This is a genomic window from Microbacterium sp. Root180, assembly GCF_001428485.1.
In the GTDB taxonomy this organism is placed as follows: Bacteria; Actinomycetota; Actinomycetes; order Actinomycetales; family Microbacteriaceae; genus Microbacterium.
In genome coordinates this window covers 1555871-1573493 of sequence record NZ_LMHS01000003.1, presented here as the reverse complement: position 1 = coordinate 1573493, position 17623 = coordinate 1555871, and the positions used below count along the sequence as shown (strand labels likewise).

General features: G+C 66.7%; 14 protein-coding genes. 8 read left to right on the top strand and 6 right to left on the bottom strand.

Annotation, left to right across the window (positions count from 1 at the left end; all coding sequences use genetic code 11):
• Positions 1 to 475, top strand: a 475-nt coding sequence (locus tag ASD93_RS14735; RefSeq protein ID WP_321163630.1) for a sugar-transfer associated ATP-grasp domain-containing protein, incomplete at its 5' end; no start/stop codon positions are given.
• A 149-nt stretch (positions 476 to 624) separates the two neighbouring features.
• Here the strand turns inward: ASD93_RS14735 and ASD93_RS14730 are convergent.
• The 3 genes from ASD93_RS14730 to ASD93_RS14720 form a co-directional block, all read right to left on the bottom strand.
• Positions 625 to 2292 (bottom strand): hypothetical protein, encoded by a 1668-nt coding sequence (locus ASD93_RS14730; protein ID WP_056124156.1) that lies wholly within the window; start codon positions 2290 to 2292, stop codon positions 625 to 627.
• A 310-nt stretch (positions 2293 to 2602) separates the two neighbouring features.
• A complete protein-coding gene (locus ASD93_RS14725) occupies positions 2603 to 4297 on the bottom strand; it encodes a serine hydrolase (protein WP_157536973.1) in 1695 nt (564 codons plus the stop codon).
• A 249-nt stretch (positions 4298 to 4546) separates the two neighbouring features.
• Complete coding sequence (locus ASD93_RS14720; RefSeq protein ID WP_082569366.1) at positions 4547 to 5458, bottom strand: LysR family transcriptional regulator; 912 nt, start codon at positions 5456 to 5458, stop codon at positions 4547 to 4549.
• Positions 5459 to 5583: 125 nt separating this feature from the next.
• Between ASD93_RS14720 and ASD93_RS14715 the strand changes: the two genes are divergently transcribed.
• From ASD93_RS14715 to ASD93_RS14685, 7 genes are all read left to right on the top strand, one after another.
• Positions 5584 to 7182, top strand: a complete 1599-nt coding sequence (locus ASD93_RS14715) for an ABC transporter substrate-binding protein (protein ID WP_082569365.1) — start codon at positions 5584 to 5586, stop codon at positions 7180 to 7182.
• A gap of 74 nt (positions 7183 to 7256) precedes the next feature.
• Entirely contained in the window at positions 7257 to 8273 is a 1017-nt protein-coding gene (locus ASD93_RS14710; protein WP_056124145.1) for an ABC transporter permease, read from the top strand.
• Positions 8270 to 9163 (top strand): ABC transporter permease, encoded by an 894-nt coding sequence (locus tag ASD93_RS14705; RefSeq protein WP_056124142.1) that lies wholly within the window; start codon positions 8270 to 8272, stop codon positions 9161 to 9163. Before ASD93_RS14710 ends, ASD93_RS14705 begins: the two co-directional genes overlap by 4 nt.
• Positions 9160 to 10155, top strand: a complete 996-nt coding sequence (locus tag ASD93_RS14700) for an ABC transporter ATP-binding protein (RefSeq protein WP_082569364.1) — start codon at positions 9160 to 9162, stop codon at positions 10153 to 10155. The genes ASD93_RS14705 and ASD93_RS14700 overlap by 4 nt, the downstream gene beginning before the upstream one ends.
• The gene (locus ASD93_RS14695) at positions 10152 to 11048 is read left to right on the top strand and encodes an ATP-binding cassette domain-containing protein (protein WP_082569363.1); all 897 of its coding nucleotides are present in this window, start codon (positions 10152 to 10154) and stop codon (positions 11046 to 11048) included. Before ASD93_RS14700 ends, ASD93_RS14695 begins: the two co-directional genes overlap by 4 nt.
• The gene (locus ASD93_RS14690; RefSeq protein ID WP_235566967.1) at positions 11045 to 12235 is read left to right on the top strand and encodes a serine hydrolase domain-containing protein; all 1191 of its coding nucleotides are present in this window, start codon (positions 11045 to 11047) and stop codon (positions 12233 to 12235) included. The genes ASD93_RS14695 and ASD93_RS14690 overlap by 4 nt, the downstream gene beginning before the upstream one ends.
• Positions 12236 to 12266: 31 nt before the next feature.
• Complete coding sequence (locus ASD93_RS14685) at positions 12267 to 13553, top strand: Glu/Leu/Phe/Val family dehydrogenase (RefSeq protein ID WP_056124641.1); 1287 nt, start codon at positions 12267 to 12269, stop codon at positions 13551 to 13553.
• A 495-nt stretch (positions 13554 to 14048) separates the two neighbouring features.
• Here ASD93_RS14685 and ASD93_RS14680 read toward each other — a convergent pair whose 3' ends face one another.
• The 3 genes from ASD93_RS14680 to ASD93_RS14670 all read right to left on the bottom strand — a co-directional run bounded on the left by ASD93_RS14680 (position 14049) and on the right by ASD93_RS14670 (position 17578).
• The gene (locus ASD93_RS14680; RefSeq protein WP_235566966.1) at positions 14049 to 14972 is read right to left on the bottom strand and encodes an alpha/beta hydrolase; all 924 of its coding nucleotides are present in this window, start codon (positions 14970 to 14972) and stop codon (positions 14049 to 14051) included.
• 61 nt (positions 14973 to 15033) lie between these two features.
• Positions 15034 to 16830, bottom strand: a complete 1797-nt coding sequence (locus ASD93_RS14675) for an MOSC domain-containing protein (protein WP_056124136.1) — start codon at positions 16828 to 16830, stop codon at positions 15034 to 15036.
• A 31-nt stretch (positions 16831 to 16861) separates the two neighbouring features.
• Entirely contained in the window at positions 16862 to 17578 is a 717-nt protein-coding gene (locus ASD93_RS14670) for an ATP-binding cassette domain-containing protein (RefSeq protein ID WP_200950714.1), read from the bottom strand.
• Between the last annotated feature and the right edge of the window lie 45 nt (positions 17579 to 17623).

The window sequence follows — 17623 nt, the reverse complement described above, 5'->3', positions numbered from 1 at the left end:
GCAGCATCCCGAGATGGCCCGCCTGTACCCCGGCAGCGTGAACTCGCTGCGCGTCGTGACCTATCTCGATCCCGACGGCGAGGTCCACGTCCTGGCCTCGGTGCTGAAGATCGGCAACGGCGGAGTCATCGACAACTTCTCCAGCGGCGGCATGTACACGATGCTCGGCGACGACGGCCGTGCGCTCCACGCCGCCGCCGACGAGGAGGCCCACGCCTACGCGACGCATCCGATCACGGGCGTCGAGATCACCGGCTTCCAGGTACCGCTGTACGACGAGGTGCTCGCTCTCGTCGATCGTCTCTCCCGCCGCGTTCCCGCCCTCCCCTACATCGGGTGGGACATCGCGATCACGCCCGAGCGCCCCGTCGTGATCGAGGGCAACCACAACAGCGGCGTGTACCAGTCCAAGCCCACCGTGTCGGGCATCCGCCGGGGCCTGCTCCCGCGCTATCGTGCCGCGATGCGGTTCTAACCGCCCGCCTCGCGAAGCTCCCGGGTAGCGCGAACGCCGCGGTGCTGAGGCACCGCGGCGTTCGTCCCTATCCTCGGCGATCGTCCCCCGTGGCGGCGCGCCGCACGGTCTTCCCCACGAAGGCGGAGAGCTTCCAGGACCGGGCCGCACTAACCCCCAACCATCGGGGCGAGCTTGTTGGACTCCTTCACGGTGGCCGCCCACGCGAACTCGTTGTTGTCGCTGAAGACGTAGTAGCTCGATCCGTTGGGCATCAGCGTGACAGTGATGCCGCCGTAGCCCGACATGAAGGGTACCCAGAACGGGTTTGCATAGGCGGGGTCGTCGCTCGCATCGAAGTCGAGGGCCCAGAACCCGTTGTTGTACTTGAACGGCGTGGTGCCGCTCGTGGTGAGCCCGCGGTCGGCGGGGTCGCGTTGGAGACTCGAGTTCAGGAGGCCCGGGTGGAGAACCTGCTGCCCGCCGGTCACCCCATGATCGGCAACAAGCAGTTTCGCGACCTTCGCGATGTCGTCCTGGGTCCAGAACAGACCGTAGCCCCCGAACGGAACGCCGGTGGGAGAGTTGTCCGTGCGTACGGTGGTCAGCGCGTTCGGGCTGACTTTGGCGGGCTTCAGCACCTCGTCGCGCAGCATTCCGAACAAGTCGGCTCCTTGGCCCGCCCGGTCCTTCAGCACGTCGTCCATCGCCCGTGTCGCCAGGAAGGTGTCCGAGGTGTGATAGTTCCACCTGGTGCCGGGTGTCGTCTTGCGGGGGAACGAGAGCGCTATCTGCATCTTCGCGGAGTATGACTCAGCGTCGAAGAAGTCGAGCATGGTACGGCTCGACTCGTCACGCTCATAGAGGGCGGACTTGTAGTTCCCGGTGGCCATGTCGAGAGCGTTGCCGACTGTGACCCCGCTCCACGCGGTTCCGCTCGCCTCAGGTACATGCGCCGCGATGGACTCGTTCGCGACGGCCGGTCCGTATTTCTGCGCGAGTCGCATGAGTGCCATGCCTCCGAACGCCGATTTCGCCGTCGAGTACGAGGGCAGCAGCAGCTGACCGCAGAACGGGTAGGCACCCTGGCGAGTCGGGCAGCCGCCGACGTAGTTCACCCCGTCGTAGACGAACCCGAAGGTGCTGAGCGCACTGGGAGTGATCCCCGAGCCGAATGCCCCGGTGTTCACGCCCGCGCCGGGGTGGTCGGTCGCGAGGGCCGCAATCGGCCTGGTCGGGAGGCGGTCGGCCACCTCGGCGGCGTAGGCGTTGCGGACACCCTCGGCATCCGCGATACCGCCCAGCGCATAGGTTGCTCCCACCTGACCCCAGAGATCGAACTGGAAATACTCGCAGGTCTCGCTCGTCACCTGGTACCGCACCTGCGAGACCGTCGTCGCGGTGAACAAGAAGGAGAGCACGCCGTTATGTACGCAGTTCGCATTCCGCTCGACAAGGGCAAAGGGCAGGGACGCGCGGGTCTGGCTCCCGTCGGCGGTCTCGTTCCACGCTCGGCCCGCTCCCACCTCGAGATTCCACACCGGACTCCCCGTGAACTGAAGCCCTCGGGCGACGGGCACGAGGTGGCTCCCGTTCTGCACGAGCTGTACGGAGAACGGCGGCAGGTGCTTGCGGGCCTCGACACGGGTGTAGTTCGCCGAGTCCTTCACCTTGCGGAACCCGCCGGCGGTCGCGACGCCGTTCAGGGTGAGCGTCCCCTCGAAGCGGTGCGAGGGCGCCGCGGCGGCGGCCGGCAGCGCGAACGCATCGTTGGGCAACGTGGCGGTCGGGGCCGAGCTCGATGCGAGCTGCGCCGCGGTGAGCACCGAGCGGCTCACCGCGCCAGACCCGGCAAGCGGGTCGCCCGGTACCGAGGAAGCGGCTGAGGCAGGTGCGGCACCAAGGGCGGTGAGCGCGGTGGCTACGAGGGCGCCGCACAGAATGAGGGGGAGGAAACGACGCACGAGATCTCCTTCGATCCGTTCGTATGGGTGTGTTCGGGTCAGTGTGGCGCGTCCGGCGTCGGTTGCGTGCCGTTGCGCACGGGGGCAAGCGGGGTGGAACGGCGAGTCCTCATCCGGCTTGTGGGAGACGGGCTCACGCGCTGCTCAAGGCGAGCGGACCCGTCTGTCCATTGGGAGACACGACCTAGTGGCCGCCGCTCATCGGGGCGAGCTTGTTCGACTCCGCAATCACACTGCGCCAGGCGAATTCGTTGTTGTCGCCGAAGACGTAGTAGCTCGAGCCGTTCGGCATGAGCGCGACCGTTATCCCGCCGAATCCGGACATGAACGGCACGGAGAAGGTTGACGTGAATGCGGGGTTGTCTGCGCTGCTGAAGTCCTGCGCCCAGAAACCGTTGTTGTAGTGGAACGGGATTGCGCCGGTGGTCGTGACGCCACGATCGGCGGGGTCCTTCTGCAGCGTCGCGTTGAGAAGCCCGGGGTGGAGGACCTGGCTGCCGCCCGCCGCGCCGCCGTCGACGGTGAGCAGCTTTGCGACCTTCGCGATGTCGTCCTGCGTCCAGAACATGCCATAGCCTCCCCAGGGCGCCCCCGTAGGACTGTTGCCGGTGCGCAGCGTGGTGAGTGAGTCGGGTCCCACCTTCGCGGGCTTCAGCACCTCGTCGCGCAGCATCGCGAAGATCTCGGCATCGGACCCGGCGCGGTCCTTGAGCACGTCGTCCATCGCTCGCGTCGCCAAGAAGGTATCCGAGGTGTGGTAGATCCAGACGGTGCCAGGGGCAGCTCGATGGGGGAACGAGAGCGCCGCGGTCATCTTGTCGGCATACGACTCGGCGCCGAGGAATGCGGACATCGTCGGGCCGCCCTCGTCCGCCTGGTAGGCGGCCGAGGCGTAGTTGCCGGTCGCCATATCGAGAGCGTGATCGATCGTGACATCGTTCCAGGACGAACCGGATGCCTCCGCGACATGATCCCGCACCAGTTCGTCGGCGACCCCGGGACCGTACTTCTGGGCCAGACGCAGGAGTGCCACTCCGCCGAACGCGGATTTTGCCGTGGAGTACGAGGGCAGCAGCATCTGCCCGCAGAAGGGGTAGTCGCCTTGCCGAGTGGGGCAGTTGCCGACGTAGTTCACACCGTCGTAAAGGAACCCCTGGGTGCTGAGCGCACCGGGTGTGATCCCGCGGCCGAACGCGGACAGGTCGATGCCCGCGTCAGGGTGATCGGCGGCGAGAGCTGAGATCGGCTTGGTCGGCAGACGGTCGGCGACCTCAGCCGCGTAGGCATTTCGGATGTCTCGCGCCCCTGCGATGCCGCCGGGCGTGTACGTCGCGCTCACCTGGCCCCACATGTCGAACTGGAAGTACTGGCAGGTCTCGCTCGTGATCTGGTACCGAACGTTCGAGATCTTCTTGTTCTTGAAGAGGAACGTGAGGACGCCGTTGTGTACGCAGTTCGCGTTGCGTTGGATCAGCGCGAACGGGAGGGCAGCGCGTGTCTGACCGCGATCGCCCTTCTCGCTCCAGGCGCGGCCGGCTCCGACCGCGAGGTTCCAGTAGGGGCTGCCTGTGTACTGCACGCCGCGGGCGACGGGCACGAGGTGGCTGCCGTTCTGAACCAGCTGAACGGAGAACGGCGGCAGGTGCCTGCGGGCTGGCGCGGGGGTGCCACCTCGGACGGCTGTGAAGTCTCCGGCGGTGGCGACGCCGTCCAAGGTGAGGGTGCCCTCGAAGGTGTGGTGCGGTCTCGCAGCCTGCTCCGGGAGGGCGAACGCATCGTTGGAGACGGTCGCCGCCGGCGCGAGGTCCGCGGTGAGCTGGTCCGCCGTGAGTACCGAGCGGGTCACCGCGCCCGAGCCTGTGAGGCGGTCGTCGGGCACGGAGCTGTGGGAACGAGACGCCGGTACCGAGCTGGATGCGGTCGCCGCCGTTCCGGCGCCGACGGCCGTCAGCGCGGTTGCGGCGAAGGCTCCACACAGGAGCAGTGACACAGAACGACGCACGGAATCTCCTTTGATTCGTTGAGATGGGTGAACGCCAGTGTGAGCGTCATCGCGGTGATCGGTCCACGACCCGTTCGGTCCCGTTGTGATGCTCGCCGGGCATTGCCGCCCGCTCCCACCCCGCGTTCACCCGGTCGCGCCACTCGCCCCGAACTTCACCGTCTGCGGATAGAGCTCGGCATTGAAGGCGCTCAGCTCCTCCAGGCAGGCTGCAATGTGGGCGCTGGCATAGTGCATCTCGTCCCACACGCCGAAGAGGGTGATGATCAGCTCGCCGCCGGGCGCCGAGATCGGAACGGCGACGAGGTCGTAGTGCGGGTCGTCGGAGAGTACGCAGATGCCGCGACCTGCCGCGGCGAGTGCCTGGGCGAGCACAGGAGAGGCTGTCTCCACGGAGGCGGTGAACGCGAGCCCGGCCCGAGCGGCGGCGGAGTCGAGCATCTGACGCACTCCATGAGCGCGGCTCATGAGGATGAGCGGTTCCTTGATGAGTTCGGCGATGGGGATGCTCGGTCGGCTCGCGAAGGGATGCCAGGCGGGAATCTGTGCCCACAGGTACGCGTGCCCGAGCACCATCGAGCGCAACTCGGCGGGGGGGATGCGTGTGCCGACGGCGAAGTCCGCATCCCCGTGCTCGATCGCACTGTAGACATTCTCCGGCATCACCTCGATTGCGTTGCCGATGACCCCGTCGGCGCCGGAGCGCACGATGAACGGGGAGATGACATCTGCCACCGTGGTCGGCGCGGCGACGACGGTGAGATCGGACACGGTGCCGCGTGCGATCGAGCGGGCGGTGGTGGATGCCTGGGTCGCGCGGGTGAGGAGATCCTCGGCAACGGGGAGGAAGGCCCGACCCGCCGCGGTCAGGGAGAGTCCGCGAGCGGAGCGATCGAAGAGGGCGAAGCCGAGATCCTGCTCCAGTCTGCGGATCTGTCGGCTCAGGGAGGGCTGGGCGACGTGAACGACGGCGGCCGCGCCGTGCAGGGTGCCTGTCTCGCAGACGGCGACGAAGTAGCGCAATAGGCGAAGATCCATTGATGCCTCCGAGGTATCGAAATGACCGCAACTAAGTATTGGCGTGTTATCACTTCGCGTCCATACAATAGCCACACTTCGTCGCTGAAGATCCCCGAGCGGCGATCTCACAGCAGGAGGCAGACATGGCAGTCACCCGAGCGCGAGCACCTCGCGCCCTTTCATTTCTGGCGATGGGCGCCGTCGGTGCACTCGCCCTCGCCGGTTGCACCGCCGGCAGCGCGGACGGCGACGAATCGAGCGCTTCCGTCCTCAGCGTGGCCGCGTCCGCGGCCGTCACCACCTGGGACCCGGTGCGGTCCTTCTCGACGGAGGCGCTCTACCTCGGAAACGTCTACGAGCCGCTTCTGTGGAAGAACGCCGAGGGCGCTGAGGAGGAGTTCACGCCTGGAATCGCCGAATCCTGGGAGGTGAGTGAGGACGGTCTCACCTGGACGTTCACGATCCGCGAAGGCGCGACGTTCCATGACGGCGAGCCCGTCGACGCGGAAGCCGTCAAGGCGAGTATCGAGGCCGCGAAAGAGCGCGCCGGGGCATCCTTCATCTGGGCGCCTCTCGCATCGATCGAAGCGCCCGATGACACCACGGTCGTGATGAATCTCGCCTACTCCGCTCCGATGGACCTCGTCGCGGCCTCCACCTACGGCGCCTGGATCGTTTCGCCGGAGGCGCTCGCTGCCTCCGCGGACGACGAGCAGTACTTCGAGGCGGGCATCGATGCCGGCACGGGGCCCTACACCGTCAAGTCGTACACCCCCGGCGAGAAGGTCGTGCTCGAGGCGTACGACGACTACTGGAACGACGAGGCGGCACCGCACTACGACATCGTGGACATCGCCATCACGCCCGACGCGGTCACCGCACAGCAGATGCTGACGTCGGGCGAGGTCGACATCGCAACAAGCCTGCCGCTCGAGAACATCGACACCATCGCGGCGGATCTTGACTCCGAGGTCACGACGGCGAACTCGCCGTTCAACTTCCTCGCGTTCTTCAACACCACCCGGCCCCCGCTCGACGACCCCAAGGTGCGACAGGCCCTCAGCTACGCGGTGCCCTATGAGGACATCATCGAGGTCGGCGGCGCCGGGTACGGCACTCAAGCGCACGGGCCGGTGCCGAAGGGGATCTTCCCGTATTCGGAGGACGTGCCGCAGTACAGCCAGGACCTCGAGAAGGCCCAGGCGCTGCTCACTGAAGCCGGCCACGCAGACGGCCTCACTCTTACCCTGACCTATGCGTCGGAGAACCCGGCTGAGACCCGGTTCGTGCCGCTCCTCAAGGATGCCTTCGCGAAGATCGGTGTGACCCTCGACGTGCGCGCCGAGCTGTTCAACCAGCAGTGGGAGAACGCCAAGGCCGACCCAGCGAGCGCACAGGACATCTTCGTCGTGTACTACTGGCCGACCTACAGTGACGCGGGCGCCGACAACCTCTATTCCCTGTTCCACTCCAGCGATGAGCCGTTCTTCAACCTCAGCTACTGGAAGAACGCCGAATACGACGCCCTCGTCGATGAGGCGGGCCAGCTGACGGGCAGTGACCGAGAGGCCGCGCAGGCGAAGTACGAGGAGGCAATGGATCTGCTCGTCGACGAGGCACCGGGCGTCTTCCTGTACGACGCGCAGGCGGTTAGCGTCGTGCCGAAGGGGCTCGAAGTCGCGCAGTTCAACGAGAACTATCCGTTCACGACGTTCTTCGCGCCGATCCAACCGGCGAGCTAAGGCCGCCGGACATCGCGATCGGGTGGGGCGGCTCACCCGTCCCGCCCGATCGCATCCCATCTCAGGAGTCATCCATGTTGCGCTTCCTCGCCAGTCGGCTCGGAACCGCGGTGATCGTGCTGTTCGTGCTCACGCTCGTCGTCTTCGTCCTCTCACGCGTCATCCCCGCCGACCCGGCCGTCGTCTACGCCGGGCCGAAGGCGCCGCCCGAGGAGCTCGCCCGCATCCGGGAAGAGCTCGGGTTCAACGAACCCATCATCATCCAGTACCTCGTCTACCTTCGCGGGCTCGTCACGGGCGACTGGGGAAACTCGCTCGCCACGAAGCGTCCAGTGCTCGACGAACTCGCCGCCCGGCTTCCTGCGACACTGGAGCTGATCTTCGCGGCGATGCTGATCGCCGTGGTGTTCGGCATCATCCTCGGTGTCGTCGCCGCCAAGCGGCCCGGCGGGGCATTGGACGGGGCCATCCGCTTCCTCGCCATCGGAGGCGTGTCGATGCCCGCCTTCTGGCTCGGCCTCTTGCTGCAGGTCCTCTTCGTCGGACAACTGAAGCTGCTGCCCGCGACAGGGCAGTTCAGCACCGAGGTCGACTACGTCGCGCCGATCACCCCTGTCACCGGTTTCCCGCTCTTCGACAGCTTCATCACCGGCAACTGGGTCGCCTACAGTGACGGCCTCGCGCATCTGATACTCCCCGCGATCACACTGGCGGCCTATCCGCTGGGGCTCATCGCTCGCATGACCCGCGCTTCGATGCTCGAGGTGCTCGGTCAGGACTACGTCTTCACCGCCAACGCCTATGGACTGCGCGACGGATTGATTCGCTGGAAGATCGCGCTGAAGAACGCGATGCCTCCGACGATGACGATCATCGGGCTCGCTGCCGCCTACACGCTCACCGGCACCTTCTTCGTCGAAGTCGTCTTCAATTGGCCCGGCATAGGGCAGTTTGCGGCAGGGGCGATGCTCGCGGTGGACTACCCGGCGATCATGGCGATCACCCTCCTCGGCGCCGCCGGTTACCTTATCGCCAACCTCGTCGTAGACCTCGTGCAGGCCCGACTGGACCCGAGAGTGACCCTGACATGACCGCCACCATTGCCCTGCCCGCGTTCGTCCCAGTCGGCAGCCGCCCGCTGGGCCGGATCGGACGAGTGCTTCGCACCGACCGGCTGGCCGCGCTGGGCCTCGCGCTCATCATTCTGGTGGTCATCCTCGCGCTCTTCGGCCCCTGGATCGCCCCCTACCCCGCGCAGGGCTACGGCGCGACGAGCGTCGCCGATCGCATCCTTCCCCCCAGCACTGTGCACTGGTTCGGCACCGACCAGCTGGGCCGCGACATCCTCAGCCGCGTGATCATCGGCGCGCGCCCTGCGCTCACGATCTCGCTGGTCGTCGTGGCGATCGCGGCGCTCATCGGCATCCCGCTGGGAGCAATCGCCGGCTACCGCGGCGGCTGGCTCGACCAGGTCCTGATGCGGGTCACCGAGGTCTTCCAGGCCTTCCCACCGTTGCTTCTCGCCATGGTGACCGTTTCGATCCTCGGCCCCAGCCTCACGAATGCGGGCATCGCGCTCGCCATCTGCTGGTGGCCCTGGTATGCGAGGCTCGTGCGCGCGGAGGCTCGCTCACTACGCGACCGCCCCTTCGTCGAGGCCGCCCGCGCGATCGGGGTCCCCGCGTGGCGCATCCTCCCTCGACACATCCTTCGAAACTGCATGACTCCGGTGCTCGTTCAGGCGACGGTGGATGTCGGCAGCGTCGTCCTCGCCGCCGGTTCGCTGGCGTTCATCGGACTCGGCGCGCAGCCACCCTCACCCGATTGGGGCCTCATGGTGGCGGAGGGGCGAGGGCAGATCTTCACCGCCTGGTGGATATCGACCTTCCCCGGCCTTGCGATCTTCGTGACTGTGCTCGGCTTCAACCTGCTCGGCGATTCGCTGCGCGACTTCTTCGACCCCCGGCAGGTGAAGCGATGAGCGCAACAGACCTTCTTCGCATTGACGATCTTTCGGTAGCGTTCGAGGAGCGGGGCGCGCTCACGAACCGCCCCGTGCGCGGCATCACCCTCTCGGTCGCCCCCCGCGAGGTCGTCGGCATCGTCGGCGAAACCGGATGTGGCAAGAGCCTCACCGGGTTGGCCGTGCTGGGTCTGCTGCCGAAGGGCGCAGCGCCGAGCGGGCGGATCTTGCTCGAGGGCGTGGAGCAACCCTTCGACGGCCGCGGCTCGGCACGCGGGGACGCGATCTCGATCGTGTTCCAGAACCCGGGCACGGCATTCAACCCGGTCTTCACACTCGGGCAGCAGATGCGCGACGTCGTCGACCGGCACCGGCGGGTCGGCGGGCGCCCGCTGCGGCGGGCCGCCGCGAAGGATCACATCCTGCACTACCTCGAGCAGGTGGGCCTGCCCGACCCTGAACGGATCTACCGCAGCTACCCTCATGAGTTGTCAGGCGGCATGTTGCAGCGCGCGATGATCGCGATGGCGCTGGTGTGCGAACCGAAACTGCTCATCCTCGACGAGCCGACGACAGCGCTCGACGTGACAATCGCCAAGCAGATTCTCGAGCTGATCCTGTCGCTCCGCGACCAATTCGGCTTCGGGGTGCTGCTCATCACCCACAACCTCGGCGTCGTTCGCGAGGTCTGCGACCGCATCGCAGTGCTCTACGCGGGAAGGGTCGTCGAGACGGGCCCGACCGACGCCGTGTTGCGCGCCCCCAGCCACCCGTACACGCGCGGTCTGCTCGGCGCATTGCCTGGACGGCATCTGCCCGGCCAGCCTCTCGACGCGATCCGAGGCTCGGTGCCCGGCAACCTGCTCAACCTGACAGGCTGCTCCTTCCGCGACCGCTGCCCCATCGCCGTCGCTGCCTGCGCAGACATCGACCCTGCACTCGAGCCCGTTTCGCCGTTGCACGAGGCGGCCTGCATCTTGGCCGGCGGCGTGGAAGGGGGTCGCTCATGAGCACCATGCTGACGGTCGACAATATTGTGAAGGTCTACCGGGCGCACGGCAGCGAGGTGCGGGCCGTCGACGGCGTCTCGTTCGAAGTCGAGACCGGCACGACGTTCGGGCTGGTCGGAGAGTCGGGATCCGGGAAGAGCACCGTCGCCCGGTGTGCGCTGCGCCTGATCGAGCCCACCTCGGGTAGCTCGAGTATCGATGGCGAGCCGATCGGCGCGCTGCGCAACAAGGCGATGCGTCGCCTCCGGGCAAGCACAGGCATGGTCTTCCAGAACCCGGTCGCCGCGTTGGACCCCCGACTCACGATCGAACAGTCGATCGCGGAACCCCTCCGCACGCACACGAGCCTGCGTCGACGCGCCTTGGCTGCGCGAACACACGAGCTGCTCGACGAGGTGGGACTCGCACAGGCCCACGCCGAGCGGCTACCCCACCAGCTCTCCGGCGGCCAGTGTCAGCGAGTCGGCATCGCGCGGGCTCTCGCCACCCGCCCGAAGCTCCTCGTGCTCGACGAGCCGACAAGCGCGCTCGACGTATCGGTGCAGGCGCAGGTGCTGAATCTGCTGCAGGAACTGCGCCGTGAGTACGCGCTCAGCTACCTCCTCATCTCCCACGATCTGGACGTCGTGCGCTACATGAGCGATACGGCCGGAGTGATGCGGAAGGGCAGCCTCGTGGAGGTCGGCCCCGCCGCGGAAGTGCTCGTGAGCCCCCAGCACGAATACACGCAGCGACTGCTCGCGGCGATGCCCGAGACGCCAGGTGCCGTACCCCTGCCGCGCGCGCCGCGCATTCCGGTCGAGAGGGCGGCGCAGCAGCAATGGCCGCCGGATGCGCCGACCAGCGCATCCCCCACAACGCCGTCACTCAACGAGAACAGGATCACCTCGTGACCTCATTGCTGCCACAGCACGCTGGCCGCAGCGCCCATCCGCCGCGTGTCCCCGGCGGGACTGATGCCGAGCCCACCCTCGACACCTGGCAGGACGCGCCCCACAACCGCTGGGCGTTCGCGCATGTCGCGGAGTTCGTCCCCACGGCGCCGATCGCGCACCGGCCCGCCGAGGAATCCGTCCGACCGGTGATAGGACTCAGCGGGTTGGCCGCAGTCCCCGACCTGGTCAAGCGGCTCGAACAGAGCTACACCGACGCACTCGTCGTCGTGAGAGACGGCGCGATCGTCGCCGAGCACTATCGCGACGGCGTGGATCCCGACGGGGTGCACCTGCTGATGAGCGTCTCCAAGTCGATCTGCGGGCTGACTGTCGGCACCTTGGTCGACGAGGGGCTTGTCGACGTCGAGCGGCGCGTCGACGAGTACGTACCGGAGCTCGCCGGCAGCGCCTATGGCGACGCGACTGTCCAACAGGTGCTCGATATGACCGTCGATGTCGACTACGACGAGGATTACCGCAACCCCGCTTCAGAGGTCCAGGCACAGGACCGAATCGCCGGCTGGCGGCCCCGGGTGGCCGACGACCCGGCTGACATGTACTCGTTCCTCGCGGGGCTGCGCGGCGGTGGGCGGCACGGCGAACGGTTCATGTACTGCTCAGCCGGCACGGACGTGCTGGCGTGGATGGTCGAGAACGTGACTGGGCTCCGGTACCCCGACGCGGTCTCGCGGCGACTGTGGTCCAAGCTCGGCTGCGAGCACGACGCGCAGATCACGGTCGATGCCGTGGGCTTCGGATTCGCGAACGGCGGGATCTCCTGCACGGCGCGAGACCTGACACGCGTCGGCCGCCTCATGCTCGATGGCGGCGTCATCGACGGCAGGCGGGTGGTTTCGGCCGAGTGGGTGCAACGGACGCTCGAGGGCGGCGACCCGAATGCCGCGTCCGGAACCGTGTTCCACCGCGTTCACCCTGGCGGGGCCTACGCGAACCAGTGGTGGCTCACGAGAAGCGTGCGCTCCGACTACTACGCTGCCGGCATCCACGGACAGTTCATCTGGGTCGACCCGGGCACGCGGACGGTCGTGGTGAAGTTCTCATCGTGGCCAGAGCCGGTCACGGAGGCCTGGAACCGGCTGCACGCCCGACTGTTCCGGGACCTCTGCGACGCGATCGACTCATGACATGCGACCAGACTCGATGAGAGGCGCCGTGATGAACGGACTCCACGCAATCACCACACCCGGCCTTGATGAGGCCGGAGCGCAAGCCCTGGCGGACGCGCACTCGCAACTGGAGGAAGCGGTCGCTTTCCATCGCTACGACGAGGGCACGCACGCCATGCTCAAATCCAGTCGGCGCGAGCTCACCGTCAGCATCCCGCTTCGTCGCGACGACGGAACCGTCGAGGTGCTCACCGGCTACCGCATCCAGCACAACATCTCCCGTGGTCCGGCCAAGGGCGGCCTGCGCTACAGCGCCTCGGTGAACATCGACGAGGTGCGCGCTCTGGCGATGTGGATGACCTGGAAGTGCGCCCTGCTCGATGTGCCCTACGGTGGCGCGAAGGGCGGCATCGCCATCGATCCGCGCGCCTACTCGATTGCAGAACTCGAGCGGGTCACGCGGCGCTACACGACCGAGATCCTCCCGATGATCGGGCCGCAGCACGACATTCCAGCGCCCGACATCGGTACCGACGAGAAGGTGATGGCATGGATGATGGACACCTACTCCGTCAGCCAAGGCCACACCGTCCCCGGCGTAGTGACCGGAAAGCCTCTCAGCCTCGGCGGCTCGCTCGGCCGTTCCAGCGCCACGTCTCGCGGCGTAGTTCACGTCGCGCTCGCGGCGCTCAGGTCGATCGGACTCGATCCGGTCAAGACCACCGCGGTCGTGCAGGGGTTCGGTAAGGTCGGCCGTGATGCGGCTCGCTTCTTGGACCAGGTAGGGGTCGCCGTCGTGGCCGTCGCAGACCAGTACGGCGCGGTATTCAGGTCGACCGGGATCAACGTCGAGGCGCTGGGCCGCCACGTCGATATCACCGGTACGGTTGTCGGCTTCCCTGGCGCAGAACCACTCGACGGCGATGAGGCGCTCGAACTCAAAGTCGACCTCCTCGTCCCTGCCGCCGTGGAGGGAGTCATCCACGCCGGCAATGCCGACCGCGTTCAGGCGCGCATCGTCGTCGAGGGCGCGAATGGGCCCACCACGCGCGAAGCCGACCGGATTCTCGCAGAGGCGGGCGTTCTCGTCGTGCCTGACATCCTCGCCAACGCGGGAGGAGTGATCGTCTCGTACTTCGAATGGGTGCAGTCGAACCAGGCCTACCGTTGGAGCCTGGACGAGGTTGAATCGCGCCTCGCCGAGCGGATGCGATCGGGCTGGGACGATGTCACGGCCTTCGCCTCGCTCCACGGTCTCACCCTGCGGGCCGCGGCCACTGCTCTCGCCGTGAAGCGTGTCACAGAAGCCCACCGCCTCCGCGGTCTCTACCCGTGATCCTGAGGCTTCGCCTGACATCGTGGGAGTGTGAGGAAGCGGACTGCTCCTTCTGTCTCGGCCCGGAGACCGATTGATCGTTCCGCCCGCTTCTTCCGAGCGCACCCACAGGACGGGCCGCTCCCCGTCGTTACACGCCGCTGCTGGCGGTCTCACAGTGCGCCGAGGAGCTGACGCGAGTACTCGTCGGAGTGCGGTAGAACTGTCCGCTCGTGGGGGTTGTTTCCAGAGCGTTGTCACCTCGCGATTTCAGGCAAGAAGAGAGCCCCGCGATCCCCTGTTTTCCAAGGGTTCGCGGGGCTTCGACGTGGCGGTGACGGTGGGATTTGAACCGCATACCGGATGGAGTCGCAGGGATCAGAGTTCTCAAACGCTCCACTGAGTCACATCTAGTTCATTGCGACTGTTCCCGCTCCTGTTCCCGCTGGGTAGACGCTGAACTCCAGCTCCGGTCTCCCACGCCTGCGGCGAGGACACCGCAGACGAATATGTGCGCTAAGCGAGCACAGACCTCAGCCACTCGTTGCGCACCGAAACGGTTCCGCGCGAGATCGCGGCGTCCGGGGCGAACATCTCGTACGCGTGCACTCCGCCCGCCCAGACATGCAGATCCGCTGATCCCCCCGCTGCCCACAGAGCGCTGGCGTATGCGACGGCTTCGTCGCGAAAGACTTCGGCGCTGCCCACATCGATGAAGGTCTGTGGAAGTGCGGACAGGTCGTTCGCCCGTGCGGGAGCTGCGTAAATGGACACGTCATCGGTGCCACGCCTCTCGCCGAGCAGCGCCGCCCAACCCGTCCGATTGGATTCTCGGTCCCAGAAACCGACGCCATCTATCTGGGTGGCGGACAGAGTCTGATCGCGGTCATCGAGCATGGGGCAGAGAAGCATCTGAGCCAGGATCGGTGGGCGGCCGCGGTCTCGCGCGAGAAGAGTGACGCCTGCGGCAATACCGCCACCAGCGCTGACACCCACGATCGCGATCCGCGCGGGATCGACTCCGAGCTCATTTGCGTTGTCATACGTCCAGCACAGAGCGGCGTACGTGTCTTCAACGGGATACGGATCCGGGAATTCCGGGGCGAGCCGGTAGTCCGCCGCGACGATGACCGCGTCGTGCTCGACGGACCAGGGCGCGAGGAACTCCATCCCACTGAAGCGGTCCCCCGACACCATGCCGCCGCCGTGCACGTAGAAGATCACCGGGCGCGGCCGGACGTCACCCGGTGGTGTGAACACGCTCACTGGAATGAGCCCGTCGGCGAATGTCTCGACGACGAACTCCTCGTGACGCAGACCGTGGTGTGCGGTGCCCGCGAGGATCAGGTCGTGTGCGTCTGCAGATTCCTTGCGGGCCGCGGGGATCATCGCCGCAGTGAAGGTGGACGTGACACCGGAAGCCTCCAGCGCCGCTGCCACGACAGGGTCTATCGGGGGGGTCGGGGGGGTCGGGGGATGTTGCGGCATCATTCTCCTCGCATCAGTTCGAGACCACAGTGAGGTCTGTAGTGGGTACGGCGCAGCACGCATACGCCATCCCCGTGGGTGTGTCATCAAGAGGATCGACGACGTAAGCCACTTCGCCACGCACCTTCACAAGACAGGATCCGCAGACTCCCGCCCGACAGCTCGACCGAATCCCCGCACCCATGTTGTCCGCAAGATCGAGAAGGGTTCCAGAGCCCTCCCAGACTCCGCTCGCCGCCTCAGAACCCTCGAACCTCACCTGGAACGGACCTCTTGAGGGCGGCTCCCGCCACGTGAAGTCAACGGTCCGCGGGGAGTAGAACGGATCCGACTTGATCCGATCGGGCGGGACGCCGACCGCTGCCAGAGCTTCCCGCATCGCGCGATCGAATCTTGAGGGTCCGCAGAGGACTGCGAGGGTGGCGGTGGGGTTGCTGACGATCTCAGCAAGCGCGTCTTGGTCGGGACGCCCGCGGCGGTGAGTCGGTGCGTCCTCTCCCGTGAGAAACAGTTCGAAGCGCGCTCCGGCGCGATGGCAGGCATCGACAAGTTCGTCGAGGTGCGCGACGCCGCTGGTCGTTCGAGCGACGTGGAGAAATGTCGCGGGTCGCGGTGTGCGCGCAAGGTCGGCAGCGTAGGCGAGAGCAGGGGTGATGCCGATGCCGGCTGTGATCACGAGAAGCGGCGATGGGTCGTCGGGTGTCACCGTGACGTCGCCGAACGGGCCGCTGATCAGCAGCGCGCCCCCTGCCTTGACCTCATGGAGCCATGGGGAGACTCTGCCGTCCGGATCGCGATGAACCGAGATCCGCGGACGACCGCCGATCCGGGACAGTGTGTAGTTGCGCCACGCGGGAGCCGCGGTGTCTGGGTGGTGGACGCGCAGATGCTGGCCAGCCCTCGCGGTGAGGAGGTGACCGGTAGGGTCTTCGAGCTCGATGGAGACGATGTCGTTTGCGGACGCCGCCACCGTCAGCACCGTCGCCATCCGAGGGGTCGCCGCCCGGCCGGCGTCAGACCCGTCGGTATCCGGCGCCGCGAGCGGCGCGCCTGTAACTGTGATCGGATCGCCGACTCCGACCGATCCGGTTTTGACGACGCGGGCGTACAACCCGCAGAACGAGTGACCGAAGTTGGCGGCCAGCGCGGCGAGGACGTTGATGTCATTCGTCGGGTGATCGGGGTCAACCGTGATTGCTCGGCAGCGCTCGATGGGGCGGATGATCTCCACCTCGGCGTCGCCGATCCGCAGCGTCCGGCCGACGAGCGTGAATTCCTCCCACGGCTCCAAGCCGTCTAGGTACACATTGGCTCGGAACCGTCGCGGATCGAGTTCCCGGAGTCCGAGCGATTCGGCGACCCGGTTCAGGGAGGCGAGATTGATGAGGGAGATTGGGGAATCGGCGAGATCCCAGAGACCGGTACCTGCGGCAACAAGGCGTGCGGTGTGCGTGTGAGTGCCGAACCATTCGTTGACCGACTGATCGTCAGAAGCAGAGGTGGCACACATTCGTCGATCGTCGGATAGTGGAAAGGTGAGCCGTCGCGCGTCCGGCGAGGTCAGCTCGAGCCGTTTCTCGCCGGAGGTCTCCTCGATGCGCGCGCTGAAGCCGGCCAGGGAGGGGAATCCGTCTAGCGCCAGGAACGCCTCGTACGTGGTCCAAGAGCCGAAGGGCTCGAGCGGGACCCGATCGTGTGCGAGCGCGAAATGGCGGTCGAAGGCGATTCCCGCTTCCGAGAAGTGGACGCGCGGGAGGTCTTCGCCACCCAACCCCTTCACCGGGTAGCGGCAGACCCGAGCGACATGCACGTTCAGCGGATTCTCCTCGATGCCAACGGTCTCAGGGGAGTTCCCAGGCCGGTCGAGGGATTGCGGCGAGCAGCTTTCGTGCGTATTCGCTGCGCGGCCGATCCATCACCTCGTCGGTGTCTCCCGACTCGACAACGCGGCCGTCCTTCATGACGATCACGGAGTCCGATATCTGACGGACGACGGCCAGGTCGTGTGAGACGAACAGGTATGAGACGCCGATCCGGGCCCGGAGATCGATGAGCAGGTTCAGCACTTGAGCTTGCACGCTGACATCGAGCGCCGACACCGCCTCATCCAGAATGAGAAGCTCCGGCTCGACAGCGAGTGCCCGCCCGATCGCGAACCGCTGCCGCTGCCCACCCGACAGCGCTCGCGGCAGCTTGGCAAGGTGTGAGCCGTCGAGACCGACCATCTCCATGAGCTCTTCGGACCGCGCTGCCCGCCACCGTGAGCGTCGGCCGTGGTTGTGGATCACGAGGATCTCATCCAGTGACGCACCGAGCGATTGCCTCGGATCGAGTGAACCGAAGGGGTCCTGAAAGACCATCTGCACCTGGCGGGCGCGGGCACGGCGTTCCGCCACTCCCGCCGGCGTATTCCATTCCTGGCCCCGGAAGAGGATCCCTCCGCTCGTCGGCCGTTCCAGGCCTGCGATGATTCGGGCGGTCGTCGTCTTGCCGGAACCGGATTCGCCGACGATCGCAAGCGACCCACCCTCCGGTAGCGAGAATGTCACGCCGTCCACCGCGAGGAGTTCACCGCCGTCTCGGCCGGAACCGCCGATGCGGAA